Below are 23,066 nucleotides of genomic sequence, written 5' to 3'. Positions count from 1 at the left end.
TAGATAGATTGCTGATCCCCTAGGTTTACAGCAATAAAATAGAGGAGGAAATGAATTTGGTAACTTTAGAACAGACTTTACAAGACGACAAGGCAAGTGTATTGGATAAAATGGTCGAGCATGAACAAGTTTTATTTTGTAATGACAAAGCAACTGGTCTTCAAGCAATTATTGCAGTCCACGATACGACTATGGGACCTGCACTCGGTGGATGTCGCATGGCACCGTATCAAACTATGGATCTCGCATTAAAAGATGTTCTTCGCCTATCCAAAGGGATGACATATAAATGTGCGGCAGCTGATGTCGATTTCGGTGGCGGTAAATCCGTCATCATCGGTGATCCATTAAAAGATAAAACACCTGAAAAGTTCCGTGCTTTCGGTCAATTCATCGAATCATTAAATGGACGCTTCTATACAGGAACAGACATGGGCACAACGCTTGAGGACTTCGTGCAAGCCATGAAAGAAACAAACTACATCGTAGGCAAGCCGGTTGAGTATGGCGGTGGCGGAGACTCATCCATCCCTACTGCACTCGGAGTATTCTATGGTATCAAAGCGACAAACCAGAATCTGTTTGGCGACGACAAAGTAGAAGGCCGAAAATACAGTATTCAAGGTCTTGGAAAAGTCGGTTACAAAGTAGCGGAACATATTATTAATGAAGGTGGAAACGTGATCGTCACAGATATTAATGAACAGGCGATTGCAGATATTCAGCAGCTTGGTGGAAACGCAGTCAAAGTCGTATCAAGTGAGGATATTTACAGCCAGCAAGCAGATATTTTTGTTCCTTGTGCATTTGGTGGTGTGATCAATGACGACACGCTCAACGTACTGAAAGTTCGAGGAATTTCCGGTTCCGCAAACAACCAGCTCGCGGAAAGCCGTCATGGAGAACTGCTCCGTGAAAAAGGGATTCTGTACGCACCCGACTATATCGTTAACGGTGGCGGTCTAATCCAAGTGGCGGATGAACTGTACGGAACGAACCCTGCACGTGTACTCGCTAAAACTGAGAACATCTATAACTCGCTACTTGAAGTATTCAATCAAGCAGAACAGGATCATATTACAACTGCCACTGCTGCAGATCGTATGTGTGAAAAGCGTATTGCAGATGCTAAGAACCGCAACAGCTTCTTTACGCAATCCAACCGACCAAAATGGAATTTTCATCAGTAATAAAAATAGCTGAATGGGGTGAAGGATTCATGGAAGAATTATATCCAATTACACAATATGTAAATGAAGAAGGTAAGTTTACGGATGACTCGATTAAAGAAGATCTAACAGCCGAATTAGTTCATTCATTTTACTATAATATGCTGCGTATCCGAACGTTCGACCGCAAAGCGAAGAGCCTGCAACGTCAAGGTCGCCTCGGTACGTATGCCCTTTTTGAAGGGCAGGAGGCTGCACAAGTTGGAAGCGCTCTGTCTTTGAAAAAAGATGACTGGGTGTTTCCAACCTATCGTGATCACGGTGCTATATTGACGTTCGGTGCAAATATGCCAAAAGTGCTGCTGTACTGGAACGGGCGCGCAGAAGGTAATCTGCATCCCAACCGCAATATCTTCCCTCCAGCGGTTCCCATTGCCACACAGCTTCCGCATGCAACAGGTGCTGCGTGGGCAGATAAGCGTAAAGGCAATAAAAATGTTTCTATCACCTATTTTGGTGACGGAGCTACATCTGAAGGCGACTTCCACGAAGGCATGAACTTTGCTAGCGTCTTTAAGTTACCAGTTGTGTTCTTTAACCAGAACAATGGATATGCCATCTCGGTGCCAATCGAGAAGCAAATGAACTCGAAAACCATCGCTCAAAAAAGTGTTGCATACGGCATGCCTGGCATCCGTATTGATGGGAACGATATTTTCGCCGTGTATTTTGAAACAAAAAAGGCATTCGACAGAGCGAGAAACGGTGACGGACCGACTTTAATCGAAGCCGTTACCCAGCGGTTCGGTGCGCATACAACAGCTGACGATCCGACAAAATACCGCGACCAAAACGAAGTGGATGCCACACGTGACCAACTAGATCCCCTATTGCGCTTAGAACGCTTCATGAAAGAACAAAATTACTGGGAAGACAAGTGGGTGCAAGAAATCAGTACGCAGATCAACGAGGAAATCGAAGAAGCAATCGTGGAAATGGAGAACTTCCCTAAAGCGAATGTAGAAGATTTATTCGACCATGTATTTGCAGAAATGCCATGGCCATTACGGGAGCAGAAAGAACAGTATCTACAATCCGTTAGGAGTGATCAGTAATGAATCCAGTCGCTGAAAAGTCAACTGTTGAAACTAGTAAAACGACACGTTCATTAACGCTAGTGCAGGCTGTGACAGATGCACTCGGCACGATGCTCGCTGAAGACAACCGCGTCATGCTGCTCGGTGAAGACATCGGAAAAAATGGCGGTGTATTCCGCGCAACCGAAGGCCTGCAAGAAAAGTTCGGCGAAGACCGTGTCATTGACACACCGTTAAGTGAAGCTGGCATTGTCGGCTCCTCTGTCGGGCTGGCAGTGAACGGAATGATTCCGGTCGTGGAAATACAATTTCTCGGTTTTGTCTATCCGGCATACGAACAAATCGCAACGCATGTGAGCCGTGTCAGAATGCGGACAATGAGCAAGTATACAGTGCCAATGGTGATTCGTGCGCCGTACGGGGCGGGAGTGCGCGCACCAGAAATTCATTCAGACAGTCCCGAATCTCTCTTTACACATATGCCAGGCATTAAAGTCGTCTGCCCTTCATCCCCTGCCGACGCTAAAGGTTTACTAATCGCAGCGATTAAAGATCCCGACCCGGTTTTGTTCATGGAGCCGATGCGTTTATACCGCGCGTTCCGTGAAGATGTTCCAGAAGGAATGTATGAAGTCGAAATTGGAAAAGGGAAGAAAATTACTGAAGGTGATGATGTAACCGTCATCACTTGGGGCGCTATGGTGCCTGTTGCGAAGAAAGCGGTTGAAAAAGCGAAGGCAAAAGGAATTCAGTGTGACTTCATTGATATGCGCACTCTATTTCCATTAGATCAAGATATCATCGCAGAATCCGTACAAAAAACCGGCCGCGTAGTAGTGGTGCACGAATCACATGAAACGACAGGCGTCGGAAACGATATTCTTTCTATTATCAATAAAACTTCATTCTTATATATGAAAGCACCGATTGAAAAAGTCACAGGATTTGATGTACCTGTGCCCTTCTTCGCACTGGAAGATGATTATCTTCCGACTCCTAAACGGATAGGAGAAGCAATCGAAAAAGTGTATACATTCTAAGGGGGTCTTACATTGTTAGAAGTGAAACTGCATGATATAGGAGAAGGAATGACAGAAGCCGAGATTCTTCACTACTTCGTGAAGCCCGGCGACTCCGTTGTTGCTGATCAAGCACTTGTAGAAGTACAGACGGATAAAATGGTGGCGGAATTACCGTCACCCACAACTGGAATTGTAAGAGAACTATTAATCGATACTACTTCTACTGTAGAAGTAGGTACGACGATCTTACTAATAGAAGCGGAAAACCATTCAGGACGAGCGGAACAAGAAACCGCCATCGCTACTGCCGAGACGGTACCCGCAAATCAGGCTACATCGATTGCAACGAAAATCAAAGGACCACACCGGATCAAGGCAGCTCCGTACACACGGAAAATTGCCAGAGAAAACGATGTCGACATTACACTTGTCAACGGAACAGGTCCTGCAGGCCGTATATTAGAACAGGACGTGTACCACTTTATGGAGACGGTAAGCAACCAGATTTCCGAGTCACAGGAAACTGCGACAACGGATACTGTGCAACCTGCTTCCCCCTCCCCTGCGGATAAAGTAGCATCGATACCGGCAGAAGCGGAGACCATTCCTTTCACAGGCATCCGCAAGCAAATTGCGAAGAAAATGACACACTCACTGACGACCATTCCGCATGTTACACATTTCGAGGAAATCGATATGACGAATCTCCTTGCGCTGCGCCAGGAATTAAAAGCAGACGGTGTCTCTGTTTCCGCAGTCGCATTTTTCATCAAAGCACTAGTCGTTGCCTTGAAAGACTTCCCCATTTTCAACGCTAAGCTCGATGAAGAAAATGGAGTCATCATTTTGGAAAAAGATTATCATATCGGACTTGCTGTCGATTCAACACTCGGACTCATTGTGCCGGTTTTGAAAAATGCTCACAAGAAAACATTGCTAGAAGTCCACAATGAAATGAAAGAGCTGAATGAAAAAGCACGGCTCGGTACATTGTCAGGTAATGAAATGCGTGGCGGCACTATGACGATCACGAACGTCGGACCCCTCGGAAGTACAGGTGCGACGCCCATTATCAATCACCCTGAAACAGCGATTATCGCATTCCATAAGACAAAGAAATGTGCAGTCGTCACGGATGAAGACGAAATTGCGATCCGCTCGATGATGAATATTTCCATGTCATTTGACCACCGAGTAGCAGACGGTGCAACAGCGGTAGCCTTTACAAACCGCTTTGCAGATTTGATTGAACATCCTAAAAAGCTTTGGCTGGAGTTGATATAATCGGTATGGAAATTGTAATGCGTGCGGCAGATTTCACTTTCCCGAATTATGCACGTCCCAGTAGTAACGAATCACTAGTAGAAGCTGTTGAAGGCTTGGCTAGATTAGTGATCCACATGGCACCGACAATGAATTAATGCCTTAACCCGGTTTACATTAACCGGGTTTTTCCATGTCCTATTTCATTTACTTCACAAATAAAAAATCTTCCCCTATTATAGGAAAAGATTTTTAGTAACCGTTTTCATGAAGCCGCAAAGCTGCTCACACAATCTGTACATAATGGCAATGTTGACTTCTATTTGTAGCACTTGCTCGACTTACTTAGTCAAGATCATTACAGAAGAAACGACGTCCCCGACTTTCTTATCCTGTTGAAACAGACTAGCCACTACATATGCCATCTTGCGTCCAAGCCGTTCTACACGCGCTTCTACTTGCACAGTTCCTGCGAATACAGGTCGGTGAAACGTCGTATGTATATCCACAGAAGCAAATGTCTGATCTTCGGTTATTTTGGAAGCCACTGCATAAGCTATCATAATATCTGCTGCGGATGTTAAAAATCCACCCATCGACACTCCGTTTCCGTTCATGAACTTCTCGTCCACTGTCCAAACACCACGGGCCACTCCATCCTCCGCTGACAATACTTCAATCTGCAAGGTTCCATCACAATTCGGCGGTGTCGCTTCCCCTTTTACTACCTCCATCAAATTCACTGTTTTTGGCTGTGTCATATATTCATTCACTCCTTTCCCTAATTCCCATACACACGGTAATATTGCTCCAACCCTTCAATCAAACGCTCTGTCCGCTTCGCAGTATACTGTTCAAACGAAGGATCTTCCAGTTCTTTAACGAGCGACCATAACGACCAGAGAAAATCTGACTTCAACTTTTGCAAATCCAGCGACTGTTTCGAATCAGCTGGCAAACCGTAATAGTCGAGTAACACTTGCTCTTGCTCCTCACTCAACTCACGTTCCAAAATAAACGCAGCCAAATCCCATTCCGGCAAATAATTCGCACTGTACTCCCAGTCGATCAACAGCAACTGCTTGGCATCATTCTGTATAAAGTTACCCGTCACCGAATCCATATGACACGGCACATACTCCTGTCGCTCCCCTTGCGTCAAATTCCGCAACCGCTCTTCCAGCAACACATACAGCGAAGGGATTTCCGCCAACGCAATCTTATACTTCTCCACCTCGTCCCAATAATCAAAACGATTCGGAAACTCCTGTTTCGACGAATGAAGCGTTGCCAACACACCTGCAATCTTCTCCAAATACTCTTCCGTCACAATCAACTCTCGCGTTAAATTAGCTGTCTCATCATAATACGGAGTCATTTTAATGCCTTCATCGGTAAACACCACATTGCCAACCGTTACTCCAATTTCAGCCGCAATTCGTTGGTTTTCTTTTTCATGCTGGCGGTTAATAATGTCTTCAAACTCATGCGCTGGAAAACGTAAGACGTATTTTTGTCCTTTGTGAGCGACGAGGAAGTTCAGGTTAGTGAGTCCGCCTAGTCTTTTTATGTAGGATAGTTCTTGAATTAGATACACTTTTTCGCTCCTTTGTTTTTCATATTGTATGCTTGCCGATCTGCTAATAGATTTTCGTATGGAGTTTAATTATATCAGATATGAAGTGAATACAAACTATTGCGAGTACACGAAAATATTTAAAACAGATGAGATAGACTGACACATTCTAGCGAAGAATTATTTTAGCGTACTTGTGTTGATTCTATTTGGTGTCACCTTTCACTCTTCATATAGAGCTTTTTTTCAAAAAGGATACATGTAATTTGGAGATGGATTGTATGTGGTGGGGTTTTACTTATACAGGAGTACAAACAATGCGACCGCGAATGAATTTATGCGTAGTAGGTACTCGGGGATTGAACTGGTTTCCCGTTTCGTTATGCAACTAGTTTATAACTAATTGTGCGACGTCGAGATTCATCTCGACAATGGTCTTATTCTTTATATTTAAAGTTCTTTTAAGTTCTTTGGTTATTGGCTTTCCCAAAGTGGGATACGCCATCGTACCAGTGTGATACAACACAACGTTCCATTGTGGGTCGACAGTCATCTCATGTCGGATGGGTGCCACGTCCAATAATGAGTCAACCGGTATCTCATATAATAGGTAGGCTACACTATGAAACATAATTCTAACGATCCCATAACCTGCAACCAACCACTTTTATGTAACAACTGTTACATAAAAGTGATTGGTTTAAATAACCCCTAATTGGATGGTCTTCGAAAATGTTATATGTGATATGATTGTAGCGTATGGAAAATAGGAATTTATTTTTTAAAAGGAGGACATCATCAACTTGGGCCTTATCGTAGCCATGATTCTCGTTATTATTGTTTTGGTTGTCGGACTGATTTTGACTCTCTCTATTGCTAATTCCAGTACGGATTCTAAGAATAAAAAGTACAACAGCAAAAAATCTTTTTCCAATTTGCTGTGGATTTATGTTTTATCAGTACCTGTGATTATTATATTGACTGTTATAGCTATATTTATATTTTACTAACACTGGGAGACGGTTTAAGACTATTGAAGAAGCGCATGTTTTTTCTAGTCTTAATGAGTTCACCTGTGCATCACACAACTCCAGAACTTTTTAGAATAGCGTCTGAATTGTGTGGTGCACAGCGTGTTCTAATTTTTTTCTTGTGCCAAGAAAGGCGTAGACGAAACGTTTTGAACTCATTTACGCGACGCTAGTAAGCAATCATAGTAGTTTTATACAGTTACTTCTATTAAGTGCCTGAACTGTGTGTATTATGTATTACACAACCAATCAGAATGCCTTTCATATAACTGGTCTATCTCATATATGCTAATTTCCCCATTATCATCACTAATATTAATTTCCTCAATAACATCTGGTGTTTGATCTTCTATTAGTTAATATCTTGTTTACCTGTGCATCACACAACTCAAGAACAATTCAGAGTAGTGCCTGAGTTTTATGATGCACAAGTGCGTGTTCTAATTAGTTTCAAAAAGTATCAATATGAAGCTTGGGTTTCGTGCGGTCAAAAATCGTTTAACATAGTGCTTGACTTATTTCACATTAAACGCTGTGCACCAAACTTTCATGAGTGTTTGAACTATTGCGTTTGTCATAACATTAATGTCAGTTTTCCACATAGGTACCTTCCACTCAAGAATCAAAACCCAAATAATTCTGCAACGATTCAATAGCTGCCTGAAGGTCCACTATTTTTTCTCCAACTGCCGTGTTTCTTCCCTACTAAGATGATACTTTAATGCATATCCTGTAATTTCTTAAAAGTGAGTTCTCCTGTGCAACACAAAACTCGAGAAATATTCAGAAGGGTGTCTGATATGTGTGTTGCACACAGTACGTGTTCTTTCGCTCGATTTCTTCTGAGTTCCACTTTACTTGCCGCTCCATTAAACCTGTATGTTAGTTCTTATATTAGTTTATAAATAGCTATTTATTCCCAAATATTATATAATAAGAACATATATTCTTTATATTATAGGTGCTCACTATGAAAATTGGATACTTGATGTTCTCAGCCAGCGTTCGAACTTATGGCCTTTTTAAAAGTTTTTTAATAGCACCTTTTCACTAAAAATTCATAACTGTTTAATAATAATGTATACAACAAAAATCACCTTAGTTTTTTTATACAGACACCATTTCATTATGTCTAGCATTATTGGCATTCATTTTAACTACCTACTGATTTGACGTGAATACAGTACAAGATTTTACTAACTAATTTTTGTGAGGAGAATTTAAAATGGAATTAGAAATTAACGAGATAGTAATTATTTTAGGAAACGTTATTAATGAAATAAATAATATCGAGGAAACCAAACTTAAACAGTCGGATATAGTTGTTGAATTGCAAGGTACTTTAAGGACAGCGATTGAAAAAATTAATGAATTAAGTCTTAATAATAAAGATATTACTGAACAATTATCTGCTTTAAAAACTGGAATTACAAATCAATTTTTTAATATTTTTAATGATTTATCCTCTGCATATTATCCTGATTCCATAAAAAAGTATGAGTTATTTTTAAGTAACTCATTATCTTTATTAGCAGAAATCAAGCGCTTGGATTATTTGTCTTTGATCAACGATAAGAATGTAATATTAGTTGGAGGCAACGGAGTTGGAAAGTCATCATTTGCTAGCTATTTAAAAGATTCCATGTCGATTAACATTGTAGTAGTTCCTGCACAAAAATTTTTATTTTATGATAAGATGATTAATTTACTCCATTTAACTCATAAAGAAGTAATTAATGATATACAGAAAGATAACTTTATAAAACGAGGAAGATTTCAATATAGTTGTGTTTTGCAAGAAGAAAGTGCATAAGTTTGCAATGAAAAATACACAAGCTTGCCAGCCTTCAATTTAGTTTTTATCTTTGTCGCGATAAAGCGTTTGTAACTCTGAAACTATCTCCAGTAAAATTCAAAATGTGAGCATGATGGATCACACGATCTACTAATGCGGCAGTTAGTCTAGAATCACTAAATACACGATTCCATTGACTAAACTCCAGGTTTGACGTGATAATCAAGCTTTTCTGTTCGTACCAATCTGAAATAAGTTGGAAAAGGAGCTCAGCTCCTTCTTTGTTGAAGGGTACGTATCCCATCTCATCTAAAATAATTAAATCCACACTTTTGAATCGACCTCTAAACTGCGCTAATTTGCCGTCGCGCCATGCTTTTTCCAATGATTCAGCGAGATCAGAAACTCTGTAAAAGCGTACTTCTAATCCACGCTTACAAGCCTCATAACCTATGCCAGTTGCGAGATGTGTTTTCCCTGTACCTGGTGCTCCAGTTAATATCAAGTTCTCTCTACGACCGATAAAGTCTACCTTACATAGTTCCTCACTATCAATGTGTGCTGGAAAATGAATTTGTTCATTCCATTGAAATGAAGAAAGTGACTTCTTCTGAGTAAATTTAGCTTTCTTTATTAAACGTTCTGATTTTGCTTCCTCTCGGAATTGAAGTTCCTTTTGAAACAACTCATCTAAAAATTGAGTAGGATTCTCGAAAGGGATATCTTCGTAAATCTCATTCACATAAGCCAAGCGTAATGTTTTACAAATACTTTTCAGATTAGAAGTCATCGAGTTTCACCTTCAATCTGTGACGTACTTTGTAACTGATCATACATACTCCAATTAACATCATAAGGATGCTCTTCAGGTTCTTTTAAGACTTCAGATTGGCCACTCAAGAGGTCGTAGAATTCATCATTGATTTGGTTCATATTATGAGTTGCTAATAGCGCTATTAACCAATGTAAACGTTCTTTACGAATCGTCAGATTTGAGATATTGATGTATTCATAAATACGACCTGGAAGATACGGAGAGAACCGTGAATAGCTTACTGCACGCGGTTTACTTAACCAAGATTTTAAGATTGATTGCCAGGGAATCTCACGATTCTTATGCATATAAGGACGGTTGTCTTCATATAGAATCTCTCCGTGAGGAGATAGTACTTTGAATCGGTTCCAATATTTCACAATAGATAAGGATGGATAGTTATTTCCTCTTGGAATATAGACTCTCACTTTATCTAAAGTGATTTCACCATACTTATTAGACTGAACCTTACTCTCTTTAAACACGGGGAATTCTTCATCTGGTAGAGCCAATAAATATTCAAATTCTTCCTCCAAAAGTTTTTGTATCGAGATTTTCTTCTCATAATGAATTCGTTCTCGATCTTTTGTATGCTTTTGCTGCAATAAGTTCGTCAGATGTTCCAAGTTCTCTATAACTGGTGCGGGCGTGATGAAGTTATATCGAACATAGCCAACTTTATTTTCTACATTTCCTTTCTCGTGTCCTGAATACGGATTACAGGCTTGAGGTTCGAATCCGTAATGATTCGCAAACTGTAAGAATTCATTTGCAAACACAGTTTCTTCGTGTTTATTTCTTGGTTTAGTGACAGCGGTTACCATGTTGTCGATTCGGATTTTTCTTGGTACGCCACCTAGCTGCTGAAATATTTTCTTGAGTCCATAGAGAAGACATTCTTGATTTTCTGATGGCAACGGAATTGAATAGGCATCATTACTGAACGGTAGGGTCATAATTAAACAGTGAATATCACGATACTTACCATCTTGTACAGCTTCCATTAACCCGAAATCTAACTGCGCTTCTGCAGGCGGATGTATAAGACGCTCATAGTTTTTATCTGTAGTTTCATCTTCAATATTTTCTCTACTTTCTCGCCACTCTTTAATAAAGTACGATACGGTCCGATAGGAACCTTTGAATCCTAGAGCTTGTAGCCCAGTAAAGATCCCTTGGTTTGTTCTCCGTTTCTTTCTCTTTAGCTTTTGATCTTCCCAAAGCCAATCACTAACAATTTCTCCCCATTTTTCTTCGTACATCATACCGGATCTTTTCAACACTTTCTCTTGAGGCAGTTGGTCTTCATCCGCATACTTTTTAACAGTTCTCCAATTAAGATGTAACGTTTTTGCTATGTGATTTATAGATAATGATTTCTGATTCCTCATTAATTTGATACAATTGATTTCAGGCATTGCCAGCATTCCTCTCAACCTCCACTGATTTGATTCGACACCAATACAGTAGAGAAATTTTGGAAGGCTGGCAAGCCTTTTATTATTATTTTACAATTGCAGCGTTATGTACTTATTCCTTTCAAAACTCTGTACTTCTATCTTGCACTACACAATAGTAATAACGACTACGAAGTTGGCCAGTTTATGAAAGAACTTTCCCAGCTATTTTCTAAATTAATAACAGTAGTGGTTAACGAGCAAATTAAAGAAGAGCACTCGATTATTAATTCTGAAGTGATAGATAATGAATCCAAAAACAACACTATTTTATCTAAATTAAATAGTTTATGGAAAAATCTAATACCAGATATTATTTTTGAAATGGACACCACTAACCGAACGCTTATCCCTATGAAAAATAACCAACAATATTCGCTAAATGCAATGAGTGATGGAGAAAAGGCAATCCTCTATTACATTTGTCAGATTTTGCTTGCAGAAGAAAATAGCTTTATTGTAGTGGATGAGCCGGAAACATTTTTAAATGCCTCGAACTTTAATAGGCTGTGGGACACCTTAGAGAGCTATAGAAGAGATTGCAGATTTATATATATTTCACATGTAATTGATTTTATAGTCACAAGATCAAACGCAGATTTACTTTGGTGTAAAAGTTATACATACCCTGATAAGTGGGATATTAAAAACCTAGAATATGAGGATGAATTATCCAGAATGTTTCCCAAAGAACTTCTTTCAGAAATACTAGGTGCTAGGAAACCGATACTTTTTTGTGAAGGAAAAAAAGACAAATTAGACTATATCATTTATAACAGTGTATTTAGAGATGAGGTTATTGTTTGCCCTGTCGATGGACATAACCAAGTAATTCAATATACTAGAGCGTACAATAAATCTCCAATATTAAGTAATAATAGCGCATTTGGCATTATTGATGCAGACCTAATGAGCGAGGAACAAATTAGTTCATATGAAGAGGAGGGAATCTTCACACTTCCTTTCAACGAAATAGAGATGATATTATTTACCGAGGAAGTAATGTGTAGTGTGCTTGAAGGTGTTTATATGCCTGAAGAAGTGAAAGATAAAATCCAAGTATTTAAAGATAACTTTTTTAATTTAGTTGAGATTGAGAACGAGGCTATAGTTCAACAGAAATTGAAAAAACATATGGATAACGAACTATCAAACTATAGGATTAACAACCTTCAAACGGGCAACGAAATGGTTAGTGAAGTTAAGGAATGGTTAGACAACTTAAATCTTCCTATGATAGAAGAAGCATTTTCAAATATTTTACAGCAGATTAACTGGAATTCAGATTACAGAGAACTTCTAAAAGTATCTCCACAAAAAAATAGTATATCGAAGGGGTTGGCGAATAAATTTTTAGACAGTAAATATGAAGAAAAAGCAAAAAATAAAATTAAGTTAGATAAGACATTATCTAACTTAATCAAAGAGAATTACTTCTCACATATTACTTTTAAATAGACTCACTTTCTTATTCATAAATAGTTATGCATATTCTTGTACGTTTTCTTGAGTACCTGGGCACCACATAACACTGACACTATTTAGAACCTTTCCAAGTTGTGTAATGCACATGTAATCAATATTTAAACCAGCTGTTACAGTCGGCTGGTTTATTTTATTTCAAAAAATGATTGGATTATAAATGATCCATCAAGAATCCAAATTATTTATGCGGACTTGTGCATTACATAATTCAAGAAAAATTCAGAAAGGTGCACGAATCTTTGAATGCACACAGGTGCTTAATATTTCATTATTTTTAAATTAGCCATCTAGTCGGCTAATTTATTTTTTATATGATAAATGCTAATACCATATATGTTATCTTATGAACTTAAATAGTTCTGCAACGACTCAATCGCCACCCTATGCTCCTCAATCTGCTTCTCCAACTCCCGCGTTTCTCCCCCACTAAGCCGATACTTCGACGCATACTCCGCTATCTCTCTCATTTTATACAACCGCTTCTCTATCTCTTCCAAAATCCGATCCTGCTGTTTAACTTGCTCCAGTTGTTGTTTCAACCGCTCGATTTCTTCTGAGTTATCCTTCATTTGCTGTTCCTCCTTTACACTTTCCTAACAATTCTAATTTCAGATTAAAATTAGCAATCTATCCTTTAACATTATATAATAAGAACACACATTCCTATCTAATTGGAGGGCTTACTATGACGATCAGAAAATTGATATACTCTTCGAATTCACGATCTCACGGCTTTTTACTTGAAGATAGTAAAGCGGCAAAGGAACAATACACTACCAATTGTAAGAACAGCAACCCGAAGATAAATTCACTGCCTTCTGCTAATCAAAAATTAAATAGTCTGCTCTGCGCATTGCTACTTGGCAGTGGACGTATTATGTCTTCTCCAACTAACCACAAATATTTCCGATTCACTTTCCATATAAAACACAGTGAATGGGCTCATTCCTGCTATCAACAGTTACAATCCTATGTATCAGTCTTTCTTATAAAGAAGGAACAAACTACGGATACACGGAGTAAATTCGGCTTTACAGAGCGCGTGATGATTGAATCTGCACCTTGTGCTGCTGAAGCATTGTACTGCGATTGGTATCGGAAAGGCTCTAAAGTCATGCCACTAGAGTTTGTTGAACAGCATATGACCACTCAGACACTCGCGTGGTGGTACCAGGAATGCGGTCACTTGAAAGTGAAAGAAAACGGCACGCTGGAGAAACTGATTCTCTCCACCGAGCAATGGACCGAGCACGAGCTTCGGTTACTGCAATATGTAGTAAATATCAAATTCAATTTCCTGTTTGCGGTAGACGGTCAACGAAGACTTATTCTATACGACCAACTGCAAATCAAATACTTTCTAGGTATGGTTGAACCTTGGATCCACCTTGTGTTCTCCTACAAGATTAAGAATGTAGAAGTTCGCAAACCCGTTGCGAAGCGGACAACTATACGGCTTCCCAACCAGATATCTATTCCCTCTCCTACTGAAGAAATCAATCAAATGATTCAGCAATACGCTTCCTCTATCACAGTAACAACAGAGAACTTTCAAAGATTCAACTACGCTAGGCAAGAGGACAACGAATCCAAACGCTACCAAGTGAGCCTGACGGAAGAAAATCGAGACGTTCTTTGTTCCGTCCAAGCATCAACAGGTTTAACTTTAGGTGAGATTGTGCAAGAGTGTTTTCATCAACAGAATTGTATATCACCACGAACGCTGAATACATTGGATGATCTTTCTACTACACAGCAAAATATTATGCTTGGTTCTATTATTGGCGATGGCATGCTTACGCACATGCAAACAAAATTTAAAGGGGTCAGAAGTAATTACAGTGAACACTTTTCTATCGAGCAGAAGGATTATCGAGCTTGGAAAGTTATGAAACTCGAGCCATATCTTTATTTCACCTCAAAAGGCAATATCATTAGTTCAAGAGTGAATAATCTGTGGAGTGAGTTAGAAGCTGATTTTTATGATGGTACTGAAAAAGGCAAGTCGAGAGTTAAACTACTACCGAAAAATAGACTTACCAATTTGAACGATTTGCACAGTATAGCCACTATCTACATGGATGATGGGTCACTAATGCTTTCTACCCGTGTGAATGACAATAATAAAAAGGTATATATCACTCCTCATATAGCTCTGTATCTACAAAATTTCACATGTGAAGAATTAAAATGTCTCTTAGTACAAATCAAAATTTTAACCCTAGCTGAATTTACACTTACGAAACTACCTGATGGAAATGGTTATTATTTGCGCACAAACCGCACTGCAGATACTTTATTGTTTCTTCAAGATATTCAACCTATTACAATCACATGCCCTGCAATGAGCTATAAAACTAACTGGCCATATCGTTTCTATATGGAAACTCAAAAATGGCTACACAAATATCCCGAATATGAACTCATTACCAGCTCTAGAGACAGAATGCGACCTTATACATCAGATGAAATAGCAGCATTAATAGATATGAAACAAAAAGGCTTTTCTAATCAACATATTGCCGATCAGCTTGGACGTAGTTATTGGTCGATAGTGTATAAGACTCAAGATTTACGGAATCAAAATTTTATGTAAGTAAAAAGAGACTTCCAAAAGAAGTCTCTTTTTGTAATGAAAGGGTCCTATTAACGTAATAGTTGTAGAACGCCCTGCGGTTGCTGATTCGCTTGCAAGTAGTCCTATTGTCTCCAAATAGGCTTAGACTATATCTTCACCCACAGCATAACCTGTTTGGGGCTGGGCGCTTCGGACGGTGTTGCTTGTCCTACGGATTTCATCGTCATAGCCGTGAAGCCTTAGACGGTATATCCTAGTCGTTGAACCTTCTCCAGAGTTTCCTCACAGAAGCTTGGCTGCTGATTATCCATTGTTTTATCCTCATCATTTTCAAACCTTCACGCTGACCGTTTCCAGTTACGTTGTGGTTGATGAAGCTTTAGGAAGTTCCAGCAATTCACCCAGTTATGCTCTTATCCATTACCAGATAAGACGCCCTTCAAATCATTATCTCAAGAGTTGTAAGACACCTTGAGGCATTTGATTAGATTGAGCCAACATTGCTTGTGCTGCTTGACTAAGAATAGAGTTCTTAGTTTGGTTCATCATTTCTTTCGCCATCGTGCGAACATTTACTTTCATAAATGACTAGACTATATCTTCACCCTCAACATGATTTGTTAGGGGTCGGGCACTTCGGATTCACAATGCTGATGTACATTGCTTCACCTACGGATTTCATCATCATAGCTTTCGCCTTAGATGGTCTATCCTAGTCGTTGAACCTTCTCCACTCTTTCGAGACAGGAGCTTGGCTGCTGATTGCCCAATCTCACTTCTTTTCAACCATTCACGCTTGCCGTTTCCAGCTACGTTGTAGGGAAGTGAGTTTTAGGGGTTTCCAGCAATTCACCCGATAATTATCTCTAGCCGTTTCCAGCTAGGACGACTGTGCTTGTTACTGCTTAAGCAGCTAAAGCATAATCAACGTCACGGATACGAGATTCCGCAGCAGTTAGGTTTTCAGAAGATGTATTTAAGTTGTTAATTGTGTGCTCTAAACGGTTTTGAGATGCACCAAGATTAGAACGTTGTGCTGATACCTTTTCAATAGCATTATTAATAACGGTAATAGCCTTTGAAGCATTTTCATGCGTAGAAACATCAAGGGCTGATTCAACATCATCATTATTTGTACCATCAGTTACAGCATTAGTTTCAGTAAATCCTACTGCACCAGCAGTGCTAGTTAATCCAAGTGCTTTTGCTCTCATGTCATCAACTTTAATAGACATACTTTGTCCTTCATTAGCACCAACTTGGAAACTTGCTTTAAAGCCAGAGCCACCTGATTGTGTAATAGTAACAGTATCAGAACCATTAGATTTTGTACTTTCAATACCACTTTCTTTTGCTAATAATGCAGCTAGTGCATCTGTTTGTTTAGCTACATCATTAGCGTTTCCACTACTAACATTAACATCAAAGTTATCATCATTACCAAATGTAAAGGTTCTATCGCCAACTTTTAATGTATCTCCTGCAACAAATGCTTCTGTAATTTCTAGTGTAGGGTCGGCTTTTTGTTTGCTTGCTACTTTATTAGTTTCTGTTACATCACTAGCATTAGAACCACTTACCAAAGCTGCTCCTGTAGCATTTCCTGCCTTTTCCTTAATTGTAAATGTACCATCACTATTATCAGTAAGTGTATATTTCTCATTAAAACCACTATCGGCTTCTAAGGCAGCAGCAATCTTTGTGGTTTGCGTAGCAGCATCATCAGCACCGTTAACAGTTGCACCTGCAGCGGCTGTAAAAGCCACACCAGCAATGGTAACATCATCAGTGTTTGATAAAGCTGAACCTATCTTAAATGTCGTTTCTCCAGTTACTTCCTTAACAGCATCAGTAAATGTTACTTCACCAGTACCAGTTGCTGTAACTGTTAAATCCGCTGGTACGTCCCCACCATTTAATAGTTTCTGTGTGTTAAATTCAGTAGTATTACCAATTCGGTTTATTTCAGAAGTTAATTGATTAATTTCCTTTTGAATTTCTCCGCGGTCTGTTCCTGTATTCGTATCATTCGAAGCCTGTGTAGCTAATTCACGCATGCGTTGAAGAATATCATGCGTTTCATTTAATGCTCCTTCAGCAGTAGCAATCATTGAAATACCATCTTGTGAGTTTTTAGAAGCTTGGTCTAATCCACGAATCTGCCCACGCATTTTCTCAGAAATTGCTAGTCCAGCCGCATCGTCCCCAGCTTTGTTAATACGAAGACCTGAAGCCAATTTCTCCATAGACTTTGATTGATTAGTTGTAGCAGTATTCAACTGACGATGTGTATTCAACGCCGCAATATTATGATTAATTCTCATGTTAATTTCCTCCTTGAGTGTGTGTAGGGTACACATCCTTGTGTCCCTGGAATTTGTGGCGGTGTAGAGAGCCGGCCGTACTCTTTCTCCCGCTTACACTAGTAATATCGGATAGGTAGGTTAAGAGTTTAGCATATTTTACAAGTTATTTAAAATCCGTAGAAAAAAGTAGCTTACATATGTCTTAAGTTTGTCTAAACATATTTCCACATAAAAAAGCATCGCCACAAAACTTCTATAGCGATACTTTACTAATCAAATACTATTCTTTTTTCATTAACTGTTTTAACAGATCCATATCAATCGTCAGTGCCTCTTGATTCGTCTCTGTAATCGACTGAACTAACTCTCCCCTAAGAATCTCAATAGACTTCGGCGCTTCAATGCCAATCCGTACTGTGTCTCCTTTGACCTCCAGTATCCGAATTTCTATATTATCTGCAATTTGAATGACTTCATTTACTTTACGTGACAAGACGAGCATGTCAGTTCCCTCCCTTGTCTAGTGGGTGTCTGACTGTGAAGCGTGGGTCGTTCAAAATCATTTGTTTGGCTTTTTTATTTCGAACTTGAAAGATTAATGGAGCCTGCAAGTTGATTGTCGATTGGTGATAGGGCTGTTTCATAGATAGGATGCCAAGAACCATGATCTCTTCTGGCTGACTAATTTCAAGCAAGTCTATCGTCGCGTAATCTAGTTCAAATGTATAATCGGTTACCAGTGTATAAGGGTTAGCTACAATAAATGCCACTTCTTGCTGCTTCGTTGATTGCAATACTTGTAAGGAATCACTACCTTCAATCGGTAGCAATACGAAATCAGTTTCGTTTTCAAAGCCTGGGATTCCTTTTGGAAAACACCACTTGTCTGCTGAATCTATTTCGATCGTTGCATGAAATTTAGTTTCAATTCTCATGTTGTACGTTGCTCCTCTACTTAATGTCTTGTTCACTATTACGTTATTGATTACAAAGTTACTTGTCGTTCATTCTTCGTTACACTTTCCAATCGATTTCTATAGATGAATGTTGCTCCAGATTGACCGTTACAGTCCCTGGCGTGTAGTGATGGATGGGTTGGTTGATCTGCGCATCTATTATGGGCTTCTGTGGTGTTACGTTCATATTCAACTGACTTGGCGTAAAGCTTCTTTTTAATTGCAATGGATTTCCTACAAAGCGGATACCTAGCTCAGCTACTGGTCGATCTGTGTTTTGTTTAATCATATCGGCTAAGGGATTACCGCCATTTTCAATTTTCACGAGTTGCATCCCTTCCTGTGCTCTACGCGCAATGCCTTCTTGCACTTTTTGCTGACTGTACTGCGCGACTTCGTCTCCTCGTCTGAACATGCTCATCAAATCAAGCGCGGCTCGATTTTCTGTCGTATCAAGTGAAAGTTCCGACGGTGTGGTAGACATTTCAATAATCGCCGCTGGTTGTTCGATAGACAGAGTAGCTTTCGGCTGCTCAATTTCTTGTATAGGTTGATTAATCTGTAAGCCTAACTTGGCTGATGTTGTCTGGACTTGCAGTTGAGGGATATTCACGTCTGTCACCATCCTTTGCTTTCCTATATAAAAATAGCGGACACCATCAACGTGTCCGCACTACTTTTTACCGCAAGAAATCTGTTAAAGAAGGCTGGATAATACGCGCTCCTACCGATAATGTGGCCCGGTGGATGGACTCTGAAGTAATCAAATCCGTGATCGTTTTTTCATAATCGATATCTTCATTTTCGGAACGCTGCTTTTTCGCGGCACCTTCCTGCATTTGAAGACGGTTATCCATAAGTTCTGCGCGATTGGAACGCGCACCAATATCCGCGCGTTTAATTAAAACATCGTTCAGTAGCCCATCAATTTCTTCGAGTGCAGCACCAAAATCATACTGATCGTCCGAATCATTTTTTATATCCGTGAACAATTGATTGATGTTGTTAAACATATCCGACACATTCGTACTTACACGTAAGTCTACCCCATCAAATACTTCAATGGATACATTTTCTTTAAATGATGTGCCTGATTCATAATTGCCCGTTGTTTTATTAAATAACGGTTTATCTGTCATTTTCCCGCTGAATATATGTTTGTCGCCGACTTTCGTATTCGCGAAGTCATGTAGCTGATTTTGCAGTTGTTCTAATTCGACTTTGATCATATTTCTATCATTATCTGTCATCGCACCTGTATTCGCAGCATTAGCGGCTAATTCTCTCGCACGGTGAAGGACTTGTCCTACTCCGTCCAACGCGTCATCCGAGCTATCTAGCCAGTTATTGACTTCGCCTAAGTTCTTTTGATATTGCTCTACCCTGTTAACTTGCATACCGTAGCCAAGGCTTTTCATCACAACGACAGGATCATCAGATGGACGAGTGACTTTTTTTCCTGTATTTAGTTGTTCTTGTAATTTCCCCATATTATTATAGCTACTTGATAAGTTCCGCAGCATATTTTGAGAGAGCATCGATTGTGTTACACGCATGAAGATTCCTCCTATATTATCTGCCGACTGTACCCATTCCGTTAATGATTTTGTCTAACGCTTCATCCATAACGGTGATCATGCGGGCAGATGCGTTATACGCTTGTTGGAAACGGATCATGTCGGTCATTTCTTCGTCTAGTGAGACGGAGCTGATCGAATCCCGACGATTGGAAACCGCAAGCAGAAGGGTTCCTGAGCTTTCGGTCATTTTGATTGCTTGTTGTCCGGAGACACCCAGTTCCCCAATAATTTGAGCGAAGAATCCTTGGACGCTTGAACCCCCTAGTCCATCAGGTCCACTGAGTTTGTTGAACAGTGCATTACTTAGGTTTTTGGCGTTTTGTCCATTTCCTACTTCGGGATTAGTTGTCGGATCAGTATCGTCGTATGGTTTCGATGTAGATGCCGCCACTTTATTCGGATTGCTGATAATATCTTCATTAATTTTCATATTACTGGCGGAAATGGGTTGTGTCCCATCAATTGCTTTAAAAAATGCTTCCCCTGGTTTCCCGTCTAAATCCGTCGCATAAACCTTGTTGGCAGGATCACCTTGATGAATCTTATTGAATTCCGTCGCAAATGCATTAGCCATCTTGTCCAGTTTCGCAAGCATGTCTGGATACATTCCTTTTACAGGTCCGCCAACCGTATCACTGTAGCCATATGATTCCACAAGTGATTTTAACTCTCCGCTTTTCTTCATATCCGCGGCAGAAAGTTTTGCATCTCCAGCAGGTGCACCGCTTAATGTAAAGCCTGTGATAGCACCTGGAAGTTCACCAGTTTTCAGGTCTTTTCCATCTATCGATATTTCTGAGAATTGATCTTTCTGCAAAACAGTAATCGATTCACCGTTCGTCTTGATTTTAATCGTAACCGTACCTTCTGCTATTGCCAGTGCACGTCCGCCAGTCTTATCGTAGCTGACTTCGATCGGCAAGTAGCCGGATAGTTGATCTAGCAAACCGTCACGCGCATCGTACAGATCGTTTGGCAAATAACCATTCGGTTCGACTTCTGCAATTTGTTTATTCAGTTCAGTAATCCCGCTGAAAATTGAGTTGATATTGATTGTGGAGACATTAATTTCGTCTCCTAGATTAGTCTTTATTTCAGAAATAGATTTGGAGATATATTTAAACGAATCTGCTACCGCCACACCGCGTTCTACGACGACTGCACGCGCTCCACCATTTTCCGGACTCGTCGAAAGGGTTTGTAATGATTGCCAAAAATCTGTCAGTGTTTGCTGTAAACCGTATTCAGAAGGCTCTCCAATCGCATCTTCCATTTGAGCAATCGCTTTTGTCTGTGACTCCCAATACCCAAGCTTCGTCGATTCATTACGAAACTGATGATCGACAAATGTATCCCGAATCCGCTGAATACTTCCCGCTTCTACCCCTGTCCCAAGAAAGCCGGGAGTCGTGCCTGCGTTCAGTCCTACTCCAGGAAATCCAGAAGTCGCTTGCATGTTCACGCGTTGGCGTGAGTAGCCGGGTGTATTTGCGTTGCCTACGTTATGCCCTGTCGTATAAAGAGCGGATTGCTGTGTATACAATCCGCGTTTGCTAGTTTCTAGTCCCATGAATGTCGAGCGCATGTTGTGTCCTCCTTATGCTTGGGAGTCGAATGAGGAGAGCTTCGTTTTGGCTCTGCTTTGTGACTGCCCTTGTACTTCGTTTTTCGAATAGTTGACGGTTTCCGGACGCGGACGGACCATGTCCAGCGATAGATTCACAAATTGAAGAGATTGATAGGTCAGTTGCTGATTGAGTTCGTTCTGCTGTTTCAACTCATGAATCGCATGCAGGAGACGGTCCTTCGCCTCTGCTAACTGTTCTTTGTCCGGTTCGTTCGCTACTTCGATTAATTGCGTCATGGTCGGTTCAGCAGGCACTACACGTCCTTGTGCGGCCATATACTGCTTCACTTCCTGCAGGCGCTTCTGGTCCATTTGTACAATAGCTGCTAGGTGAGCTTGCTCCTCCTTCAACAGCTGGTCAATCCCACCGACGTCCCCGCTTTTTAGCAGTGCGGTCTTGTCGTTCGACAGACGGAGCAAGCTCGTATGCAGTTTTTCTAGGTGATTGAGCGTTGTCAAAATCGGTTCAATGGACATGTCTAACCCTACTTTCCTTATGGCTTATTGAAATACGACAGCATGCTGGAAGCGAGTTTGCTCGCATCTACTTGATATTCTCCAGATTGCACTTGCGCTTTCAATTCCTGTACACGCTGTTGTCTTGCGGATTCAATCGGTGAAGTCGCGGATAATTTTTTCGCTTCTGAAGAAATTTCGAGCTTATCCGTTTTCACTTGTGCTGCTTGCTTCGTTTGATCTACTTTCATTTGTTGATTGCGGTACGGGTTGACGGCTTGTGGTTTAAATCCATCTATTTTCATACGTCTCGCTCCTTTCAATTCTTATGGTAGATTTGGGTCCTACTCTTTACTTCGGCAGATTTCAAGAAGTTTTTAGAGGCTTTTGTACGAAAAAACGAGCAGTACGAACTGCTCGCTTCGTATTTCCTCATCTACCGTCTTTTTGAGCATAATATGTGCCTCGATCTTGCGCCTTTATAGCTTCGCGAAGCTCTTCCGCTGCGTCAAATGTCCGTAAGTCGGATTGAATCTCCTCCGTACATTTGGCACAGATCTTACCTGTCGATGTTAATGCGCCACATTTATCACATGGATAGCCAAGGTTCGGGAACAATGCCGGTTGCAGTCTTCCTTTACGCACCCAGCGATACAATAATTCTGACGTCACGCCTGTTACTTCCACGATTCGGTCGATATTCGCCGCACGGTTTTCCCGCTTGCGTAAAAACCGATACACCGTTTCATACATTTGCTCTTCCGCTTGCGCACACGTTCCACACACATCCCGAAGGCCCGTGTAATTAAACATACCGCCACATGTCGGACAATTTCGTACTTCCGCCATCTCTC

At 40.3% G+C, this 23,066-nt stretch carries 23 protein-coding genes; 8 read left to right on the top strand and 15 right to left on the bottom strand.

Features of this window, described 5'->3' with window-relative positions; all coding sequences use genetic code 11:
• Positions 1-50 precede the first annotated feature (50 nt).
• From SporoP17a_RS13740 to SporoP17a_RS17170, 5 genes are read left to right on the top strand one after another with little or no spacing between them, the layout of a single operon-like run.
• Entirely contained in the window at positions 51-1,190 is a 1,140-nt protein-coding gene (locus SporoP17a_RS13740) for a Glu/Leu/Phe/Val dehydrogenase dimerization domain-containing protein (protein WP_083035205.1), read from the top strand.
• 29 nt (positions 1,191-1,219) lie between these two features.
• Positions 1,220-2,284: a pyruvate dehydrogenase (acetyl-transferring) E1 component subunit alpha gene (pdhA, locus tag SporoP17a_RS13735; RefSeq protein WP_083035204.1), complete on the top strand. Its 1,065-nt coding sequence runs from the start codon at positions 1,220-1,222 to the stop codon at positions 2,282-2,284.
• The gene (locus tag SporoP17a_RS13730) at positions 2,284-3,306 is read left to right on the top strand and encodes an alpha-ketoacid dehydrogenase subunit beta (protein WP_083035203.1); all 1,023 of its coding nucleotides are present in this window, start codon (positions 2,284-2,286) and stop codon (positions 3,304-3,306) included. The genes pdhA and SporoP17a_RS13730 overlap by 1 nt, the downstream gene beginning before the upstream one ends.
• Before the next feature lie 12 nt (positions 3,307-3,318).
• Positions 3,319-4,572, top strand: coding sequence for a dihydrolipoamide acetyltransferase family protein (locus tag SporoP17a_RS13725; protein WP_083035202.1), 1,254 nt, complete (start codon positions 3,319-3,321; stop codon positions 4,570-4,572).
• 5 nt (positions 4,573-4,577) lie between these two features.
• The gene (locus SporoP17a_RS17170) at positions 4,578-4,709 is read left to right on the top strand and encodes a hypothetical protein (RefSeq protein WP_257788186.1); all 132 of its coding nucleotides are present in this window, start codon (positions 4,578-4,580) and stop codon (positions 4,707-4,709) included.
• A 183-nt stretch (positions 4,710-4,892) separates the two neighbouring features.
• On the opposite strand, the gene SporoP17a_RS13720 is transcribed toward SporoP17a_RS17170, so the two are convergent.
• A complete protein-coding gene (locus tag SporoP17a_RS13720; RefSeq protein WP_083035201.1) occupies positions 4,893-5,312 on the bottom strand; it encodes a PaaI family thioesterase in 420 nt (139 codons plus the stop codon).
• Positions 5,313-5,332: 20 nt separating this feature from the next.
• On the bottom strand, positions 5,333-6,148 hold the full coding sequence (locus SporoP17a_RS13715) for a choline kinase family protein (protein ID WP_167693438.1): 816 nt from the start codon (positions 6,146-6,148) through the stop codon (positions 5,333-5,335).
• Positions 6,149-8,383: 2,235 nt separating this feature from the next.
• On the opposite strand from SporoP17a_RS13715, the gene SporoP17a_RS13700 reads away from it, so the two are divergent.
• Positions 8,384-8,971, top strand: a complete 588-nt coding sequence (locus tag SporoP17a_RS13700; RefSeq protein WP_083035197.1) for a hypothetical protein — start codon at positions 8,384-8,386, stop codon at positions 8,969-8,971.
• A gap of 46 nt (positions 8,972-9,017) precedes the next feature.
• Here SporoP17a_RS13700 and istB read toward each other — a convergent pair whose 3' ends face one another.
• Both istB and istA read right to left on the bottom strand, forming a co-directional pair.
• Positions 9,018-9,743 (bottom strand): IS21-like element helper ATPase IstB, encoded by a 726-nt coding sequence (gene istB / locus SporoP17a_RS13695; protein WP_083033518.1) that lies wholly within the window; start codon positions 9,741-9,743, stop codon positions 9,018-9,020.
• Complete coding sequence (gene istA / locus SporoP17a_RS13690; protein ID WP_083033520.1) at positions 9,740-11,194, bottom strand: IS21 family transposase; 1,455 nt, start codon at positions 11,192-11,194, stop codon at positions 9,740-9,742. The genes istB and istA overlap by 4 nt, the downstream gene beginning before the upstream one ends.
• Before the next feature lie 87 nt (positions 11,195-11,281).
• On the opposite strand from istA, the gene SporoP17a_RS17340 reads away from it, so the two are divergent.
• Positions 11,282-12,682: a DUF4435 domain-containing protein gene (locus tag SporoP17a_RS17340; RefSeq protein ID WP_083035196.1), complete on the top strand. Its 1,401-nt coding sequence runs from the start codon at positions 11,282-11,284 to the stop codon at positions 12,680-12,682.
• Positions 12,683-13,050: 368 nt separating this feature from the next.
• Here the strand turns inward: SporoP17a_RS17340 and SporoP17a_RS13680 are convergent, their stop codons facing one another.
• Positions 13,051-13,278, bottom strand: coding sequence for a hypothetical protein (locus SporoP17a_RS13680; RefSeq protein ID WP_083035195.1), 228 nt, complete (start codon positions 13,276-13,278; stop codon positions 13,051-13,053).
• A gap of 116 nt (positions 13,279-13,394) precedes the next feature.
• Between SporoP17a_RS13680 and SporoP17a_RS13675 the strand changes: the two genes are divergently transcribed.
• Positions 13,395-15,305 carry a hypothetical protein gene (locus SporoP17a_RS13675; protein ID WP_083035194.1) on the top strand — a complete coding sequence of 637 codons (1,911 nt, stop codon included), beginning with the start codon at positions 13,395-13,397 and terminating at the stop codon, positions 15,303-15,305.
• Between the two features lie 429 nt (positions 15,306-15,734).
• Here SporoP17a_RS13675 and SporoP17a_RS13670 read toward each other — a convergent pair whose 3' ends face one another.
• The 10 genes from SporoP17a_RS13670 to SporoP17a_RS13625 form a co-directional block, all read right to left on the bottom strand.
• A complete protein-coding gene (locus SporoP17a_RS13670; RefSeq protein ID WP_303046059.1) occupies positions 15,735-15,833 on the bottom strand; it encodes a flagellin in 99 nt (32 codons plus the stop codon).
• A 359-nt stretch (positions 15,834-16,192) separates the two neighbouring features.
• Positions 16,193-17,611, bottom strand: coding sequence for a flagellin N-terminal helical domain-containing protein (locus SporoP17a_RS13665; protein WP_083035193.1), 1,419 nt, complete (start codon positions 17,609-17,611; stop codon positions 16,193-16,195).
• Between the two features lie 262 nt (positions 17,612-17,873).
• Positions 17,874-18,095: a carbon storage regulator CsrA gene (csrA, locus tag SporoP17a_RS13660; protein ID WP_083035192.1), complete on the bottom strand. Its 222-nt coding sequence runs from the start codon at positions 18,093-18,095 to the stop codon at positions 17,874-17,876.
• 1 nt (position 18,096) lies between these two features.
• Complete coding sequence (fliW, locus tag SporoP17a_RS13655) at positions 18,097-18,528, bottom strand: flagellar assembly protein FliW (protein ID WP_083035191.1); 432 nt, start codon at positions 18,526-18,528, stop codon at positions 18,097-18,099.
• Between the two features lie 79 nt (positions 18,529-18,607).
• Positions 18,608-19,162 carry a DUF6470 family protein gene (locus SporoP17a_RS13650; protein WP_156890582.1) on the bottom strand — a complete coding sequence of 185 codons (555 nt, stop codon included), beginning with the start codon at positions 19,160-19,162 and terminating at the stop codon, positions 18,608-18,610.
• A gap of 67 nt (positions 19,163-19,229) precedes the next feature.
• Positions 19,230-20,105, bottom strand: coding sequence for a flagellar hook-associated protein FlgL (flgL, locus tag SporoP17a_RS13645; protein ID WP_083035189.1), 876 nt, complete (start codon positions 20,103-20,105; stop codon positions 19,230-19,232).
• Positions 20,106-20,121: 16 nt separating this feature from the next.
• Positions 20,122-21,714 (bottom strand): flagellar hook-associated protein FlgK, encoded by a 1,593-nt coding sequence (gene flgK / locus SporoP17a_RS13640; protein ID WP_083035188.1) that lies wholly within the window; start codon positions 21,712-21,714, stop codon positions 20,122-20,124.
• A 12-nt stretch (positions 21,715-21,726) separates the two neighbouring features.
• Positions 21,727-22,233, bottom strand: a complete 507-nt coding sequence (locus tag SporoP17a_RS13635; RefSeq protein WP_083035187.1) for a flagellar protein FlgN — start codon at positions 22,231-22,233, stop codon at positions 21,727-21,729.
• Positions 22,234-22,250: 17 nt separating this feature from the next.
• Positions 22,251-22,517, bottom strand: coding sequence for a flagellar biosynthesis anti-sigma factor FlgM (gene flgM, locus SporoP17a_RS13630; protein ID WP_083035186.1), 267 nt, complete (start codon positions 22,515-22,517; stop codon positions 22,251-22,253).
• Positions 22,518-22,644: 127 nt separating this feature from the next.
• Complete coding sequence (locus SporoP17a_RS13625) at positions 22,645-23,061, bottom strand: TIGR03826 family flagellar region protein (RefSeq protein ID WP_083035185.1); 417 nt, start codon at positions 23,059-23,061, stop codon at positions 22,645-22,647.
• Positions 23,062-23,066: the final 5 nt, after the last annotated feature.

Source organism: Sporosarcina ureae (genome assembly GCF_002082015.1).
Lineage (GTDB): Bacteria > Bacillota > Bacilli > Bacillales_A > Planococcaceae > Sporosarcina > Sporosarcina ureae_A.
This window is presented reverse-complemented; position numbering and strand designations above follow the sequence as displayed.

What these genes read in the sequence shown, in the direction of transcription:
- SporoP17a_RS13740 (WP_083035205.1), top strand. Translation starts at nt 51, where the DNA reads ATGAATTTGGTAACTTTAGAACAGACTTTACAAGACGACAAGGCAAGT.
- SporoP17a_RS13700 (WP_083035197.1), top strand. Translation starts at nt 8,384, where the DNA reads ATGGAATTAGAAATTAACGAGATAGTAATTATTTTAGGAAACGTTATT.
- istB (WP_083033518.1), bottom strand. Translation starts at nt 9,743, where the DNA reads ATGACTTCTAATCTGAAAAGTATTTGTAAAACATTACGCTTGGCTTAT.
- flgM (WP_083035186.1), bottom strand. Translation starts at nt 22,517, where the DNA reads ATGAAAATAGATGGATTTAAACCACAAGCCGTCAACCCGTACCGCAAT.
- SporoP17a_RS17170 (WP_257788186.1), top strand. Translation starts at nt 4,578, where the DNA reads ATGGAAATTGTAATGCGTGCGGCAGATTTCACTTTCCCGAATTATGCA.
- SporoP17a_RS13680 (WP_083035195.1), bottom strand. Translation starts at nt 13,278, where the DNA reads ATGAAGGATAACTCAGAAGAAATCGAGCGGTTGAAACAACAACTGGAG.
- csrA (WP_083035192.1), bottom strand. Translation starts at nt 18,095, where the DNA reads ATGCTCGTCTTGTCACGTAAAGTAAATGAAGTCATTCAAATTGCAGAT.
- SporoP17a_RS13625 (WP_083035185.1), bottom strand. Translation starts at nt 23,061, where the DNA reads ATGGCGGAAGTACGAAATTGTCCGACATGTGGCGGTATGTTTAATTAC.
- istA (WP_083033520.1), bottom strand. Translation starts at nt 11,194, where the DNA reads ATGCTGGCAATGCCTGAAATCAATTGTATCAAATTAATGAGGAATCAG.
- pdhA (WP_083035204.1), top strand. Translation starts at nt 1,220, where the DNA reads ATGGAAGAATTATATCCAATTACACAATATGTAAATGAAGAAGGTAAG.
- SporoP17a_RS13675 (WP_083035194.1), top strand. Translation starts at nt 13,395, where the DNA reads ATGACGATCAGAAAATTGATATACTCTTCGAATTCACGATCTCACGGC.
- SporoP17a_RS13670 (WP_303046059.1), bottom strand. Translation starts at nt 15,833, where the DNA reads ATGAACCAAACTAAGAACTCTATTCTTAGTCAAGCAGCACAAGCAATG.
- SporoP17a_RS13730 (WP_083035203.1), top strand. Translation starts at nt 2,284, where the DNA reads ATGAATCCAGTCGCTGAAAAGTCAACTGTTGAAACTAGTAAAACGACA.
- SporoP17a_RS13720 (WP_083035201.1), bottom strand. Translation starts at nt 5,312, where the DNA reads ATGACACAGCCAAAAACAGTGAATTTGATGGAGGTAGTAAAAGGGGAA.
- fliW (WP_083035191.1), bottom strand. Translation starts at nt 18,528, where the DNA reads ATGAGAATTGAAACTAAATTTCATGCAACGATCGAAATAGATTCAGCA.
- SporoP17a_RS13635 (WP_083035187.1), bottom strand. Translation starts at nt 22,233, where the DNA reads ATGTCCATTGAACCGATTTTGACAACGCTCAATCACCTAGAAAAACTG.
- flgL (WP_083035189.1), bottom strand. Translation starts at nt 20,105, where the DNA reads ATGCGTGTAACACAATCGATGCTCTCTCAAAATATGCTGCGGAACTTA.
- flgK (WP_083035188.1), bottom strand. Translation starts at nt 21,714, where the DNA reads ATGCGCTCGACATTCATGGGACTAGAAACTAGCAAACGCGGATTGTAT.
- SporoP17a_RS13665 (WP_083035193.1), bottom strand. Translation starts at nt 17,611, where the DNA reads ATGAGAATTAATCATAATATTGCGGCGTTGAATACACATCGTCAGTTG.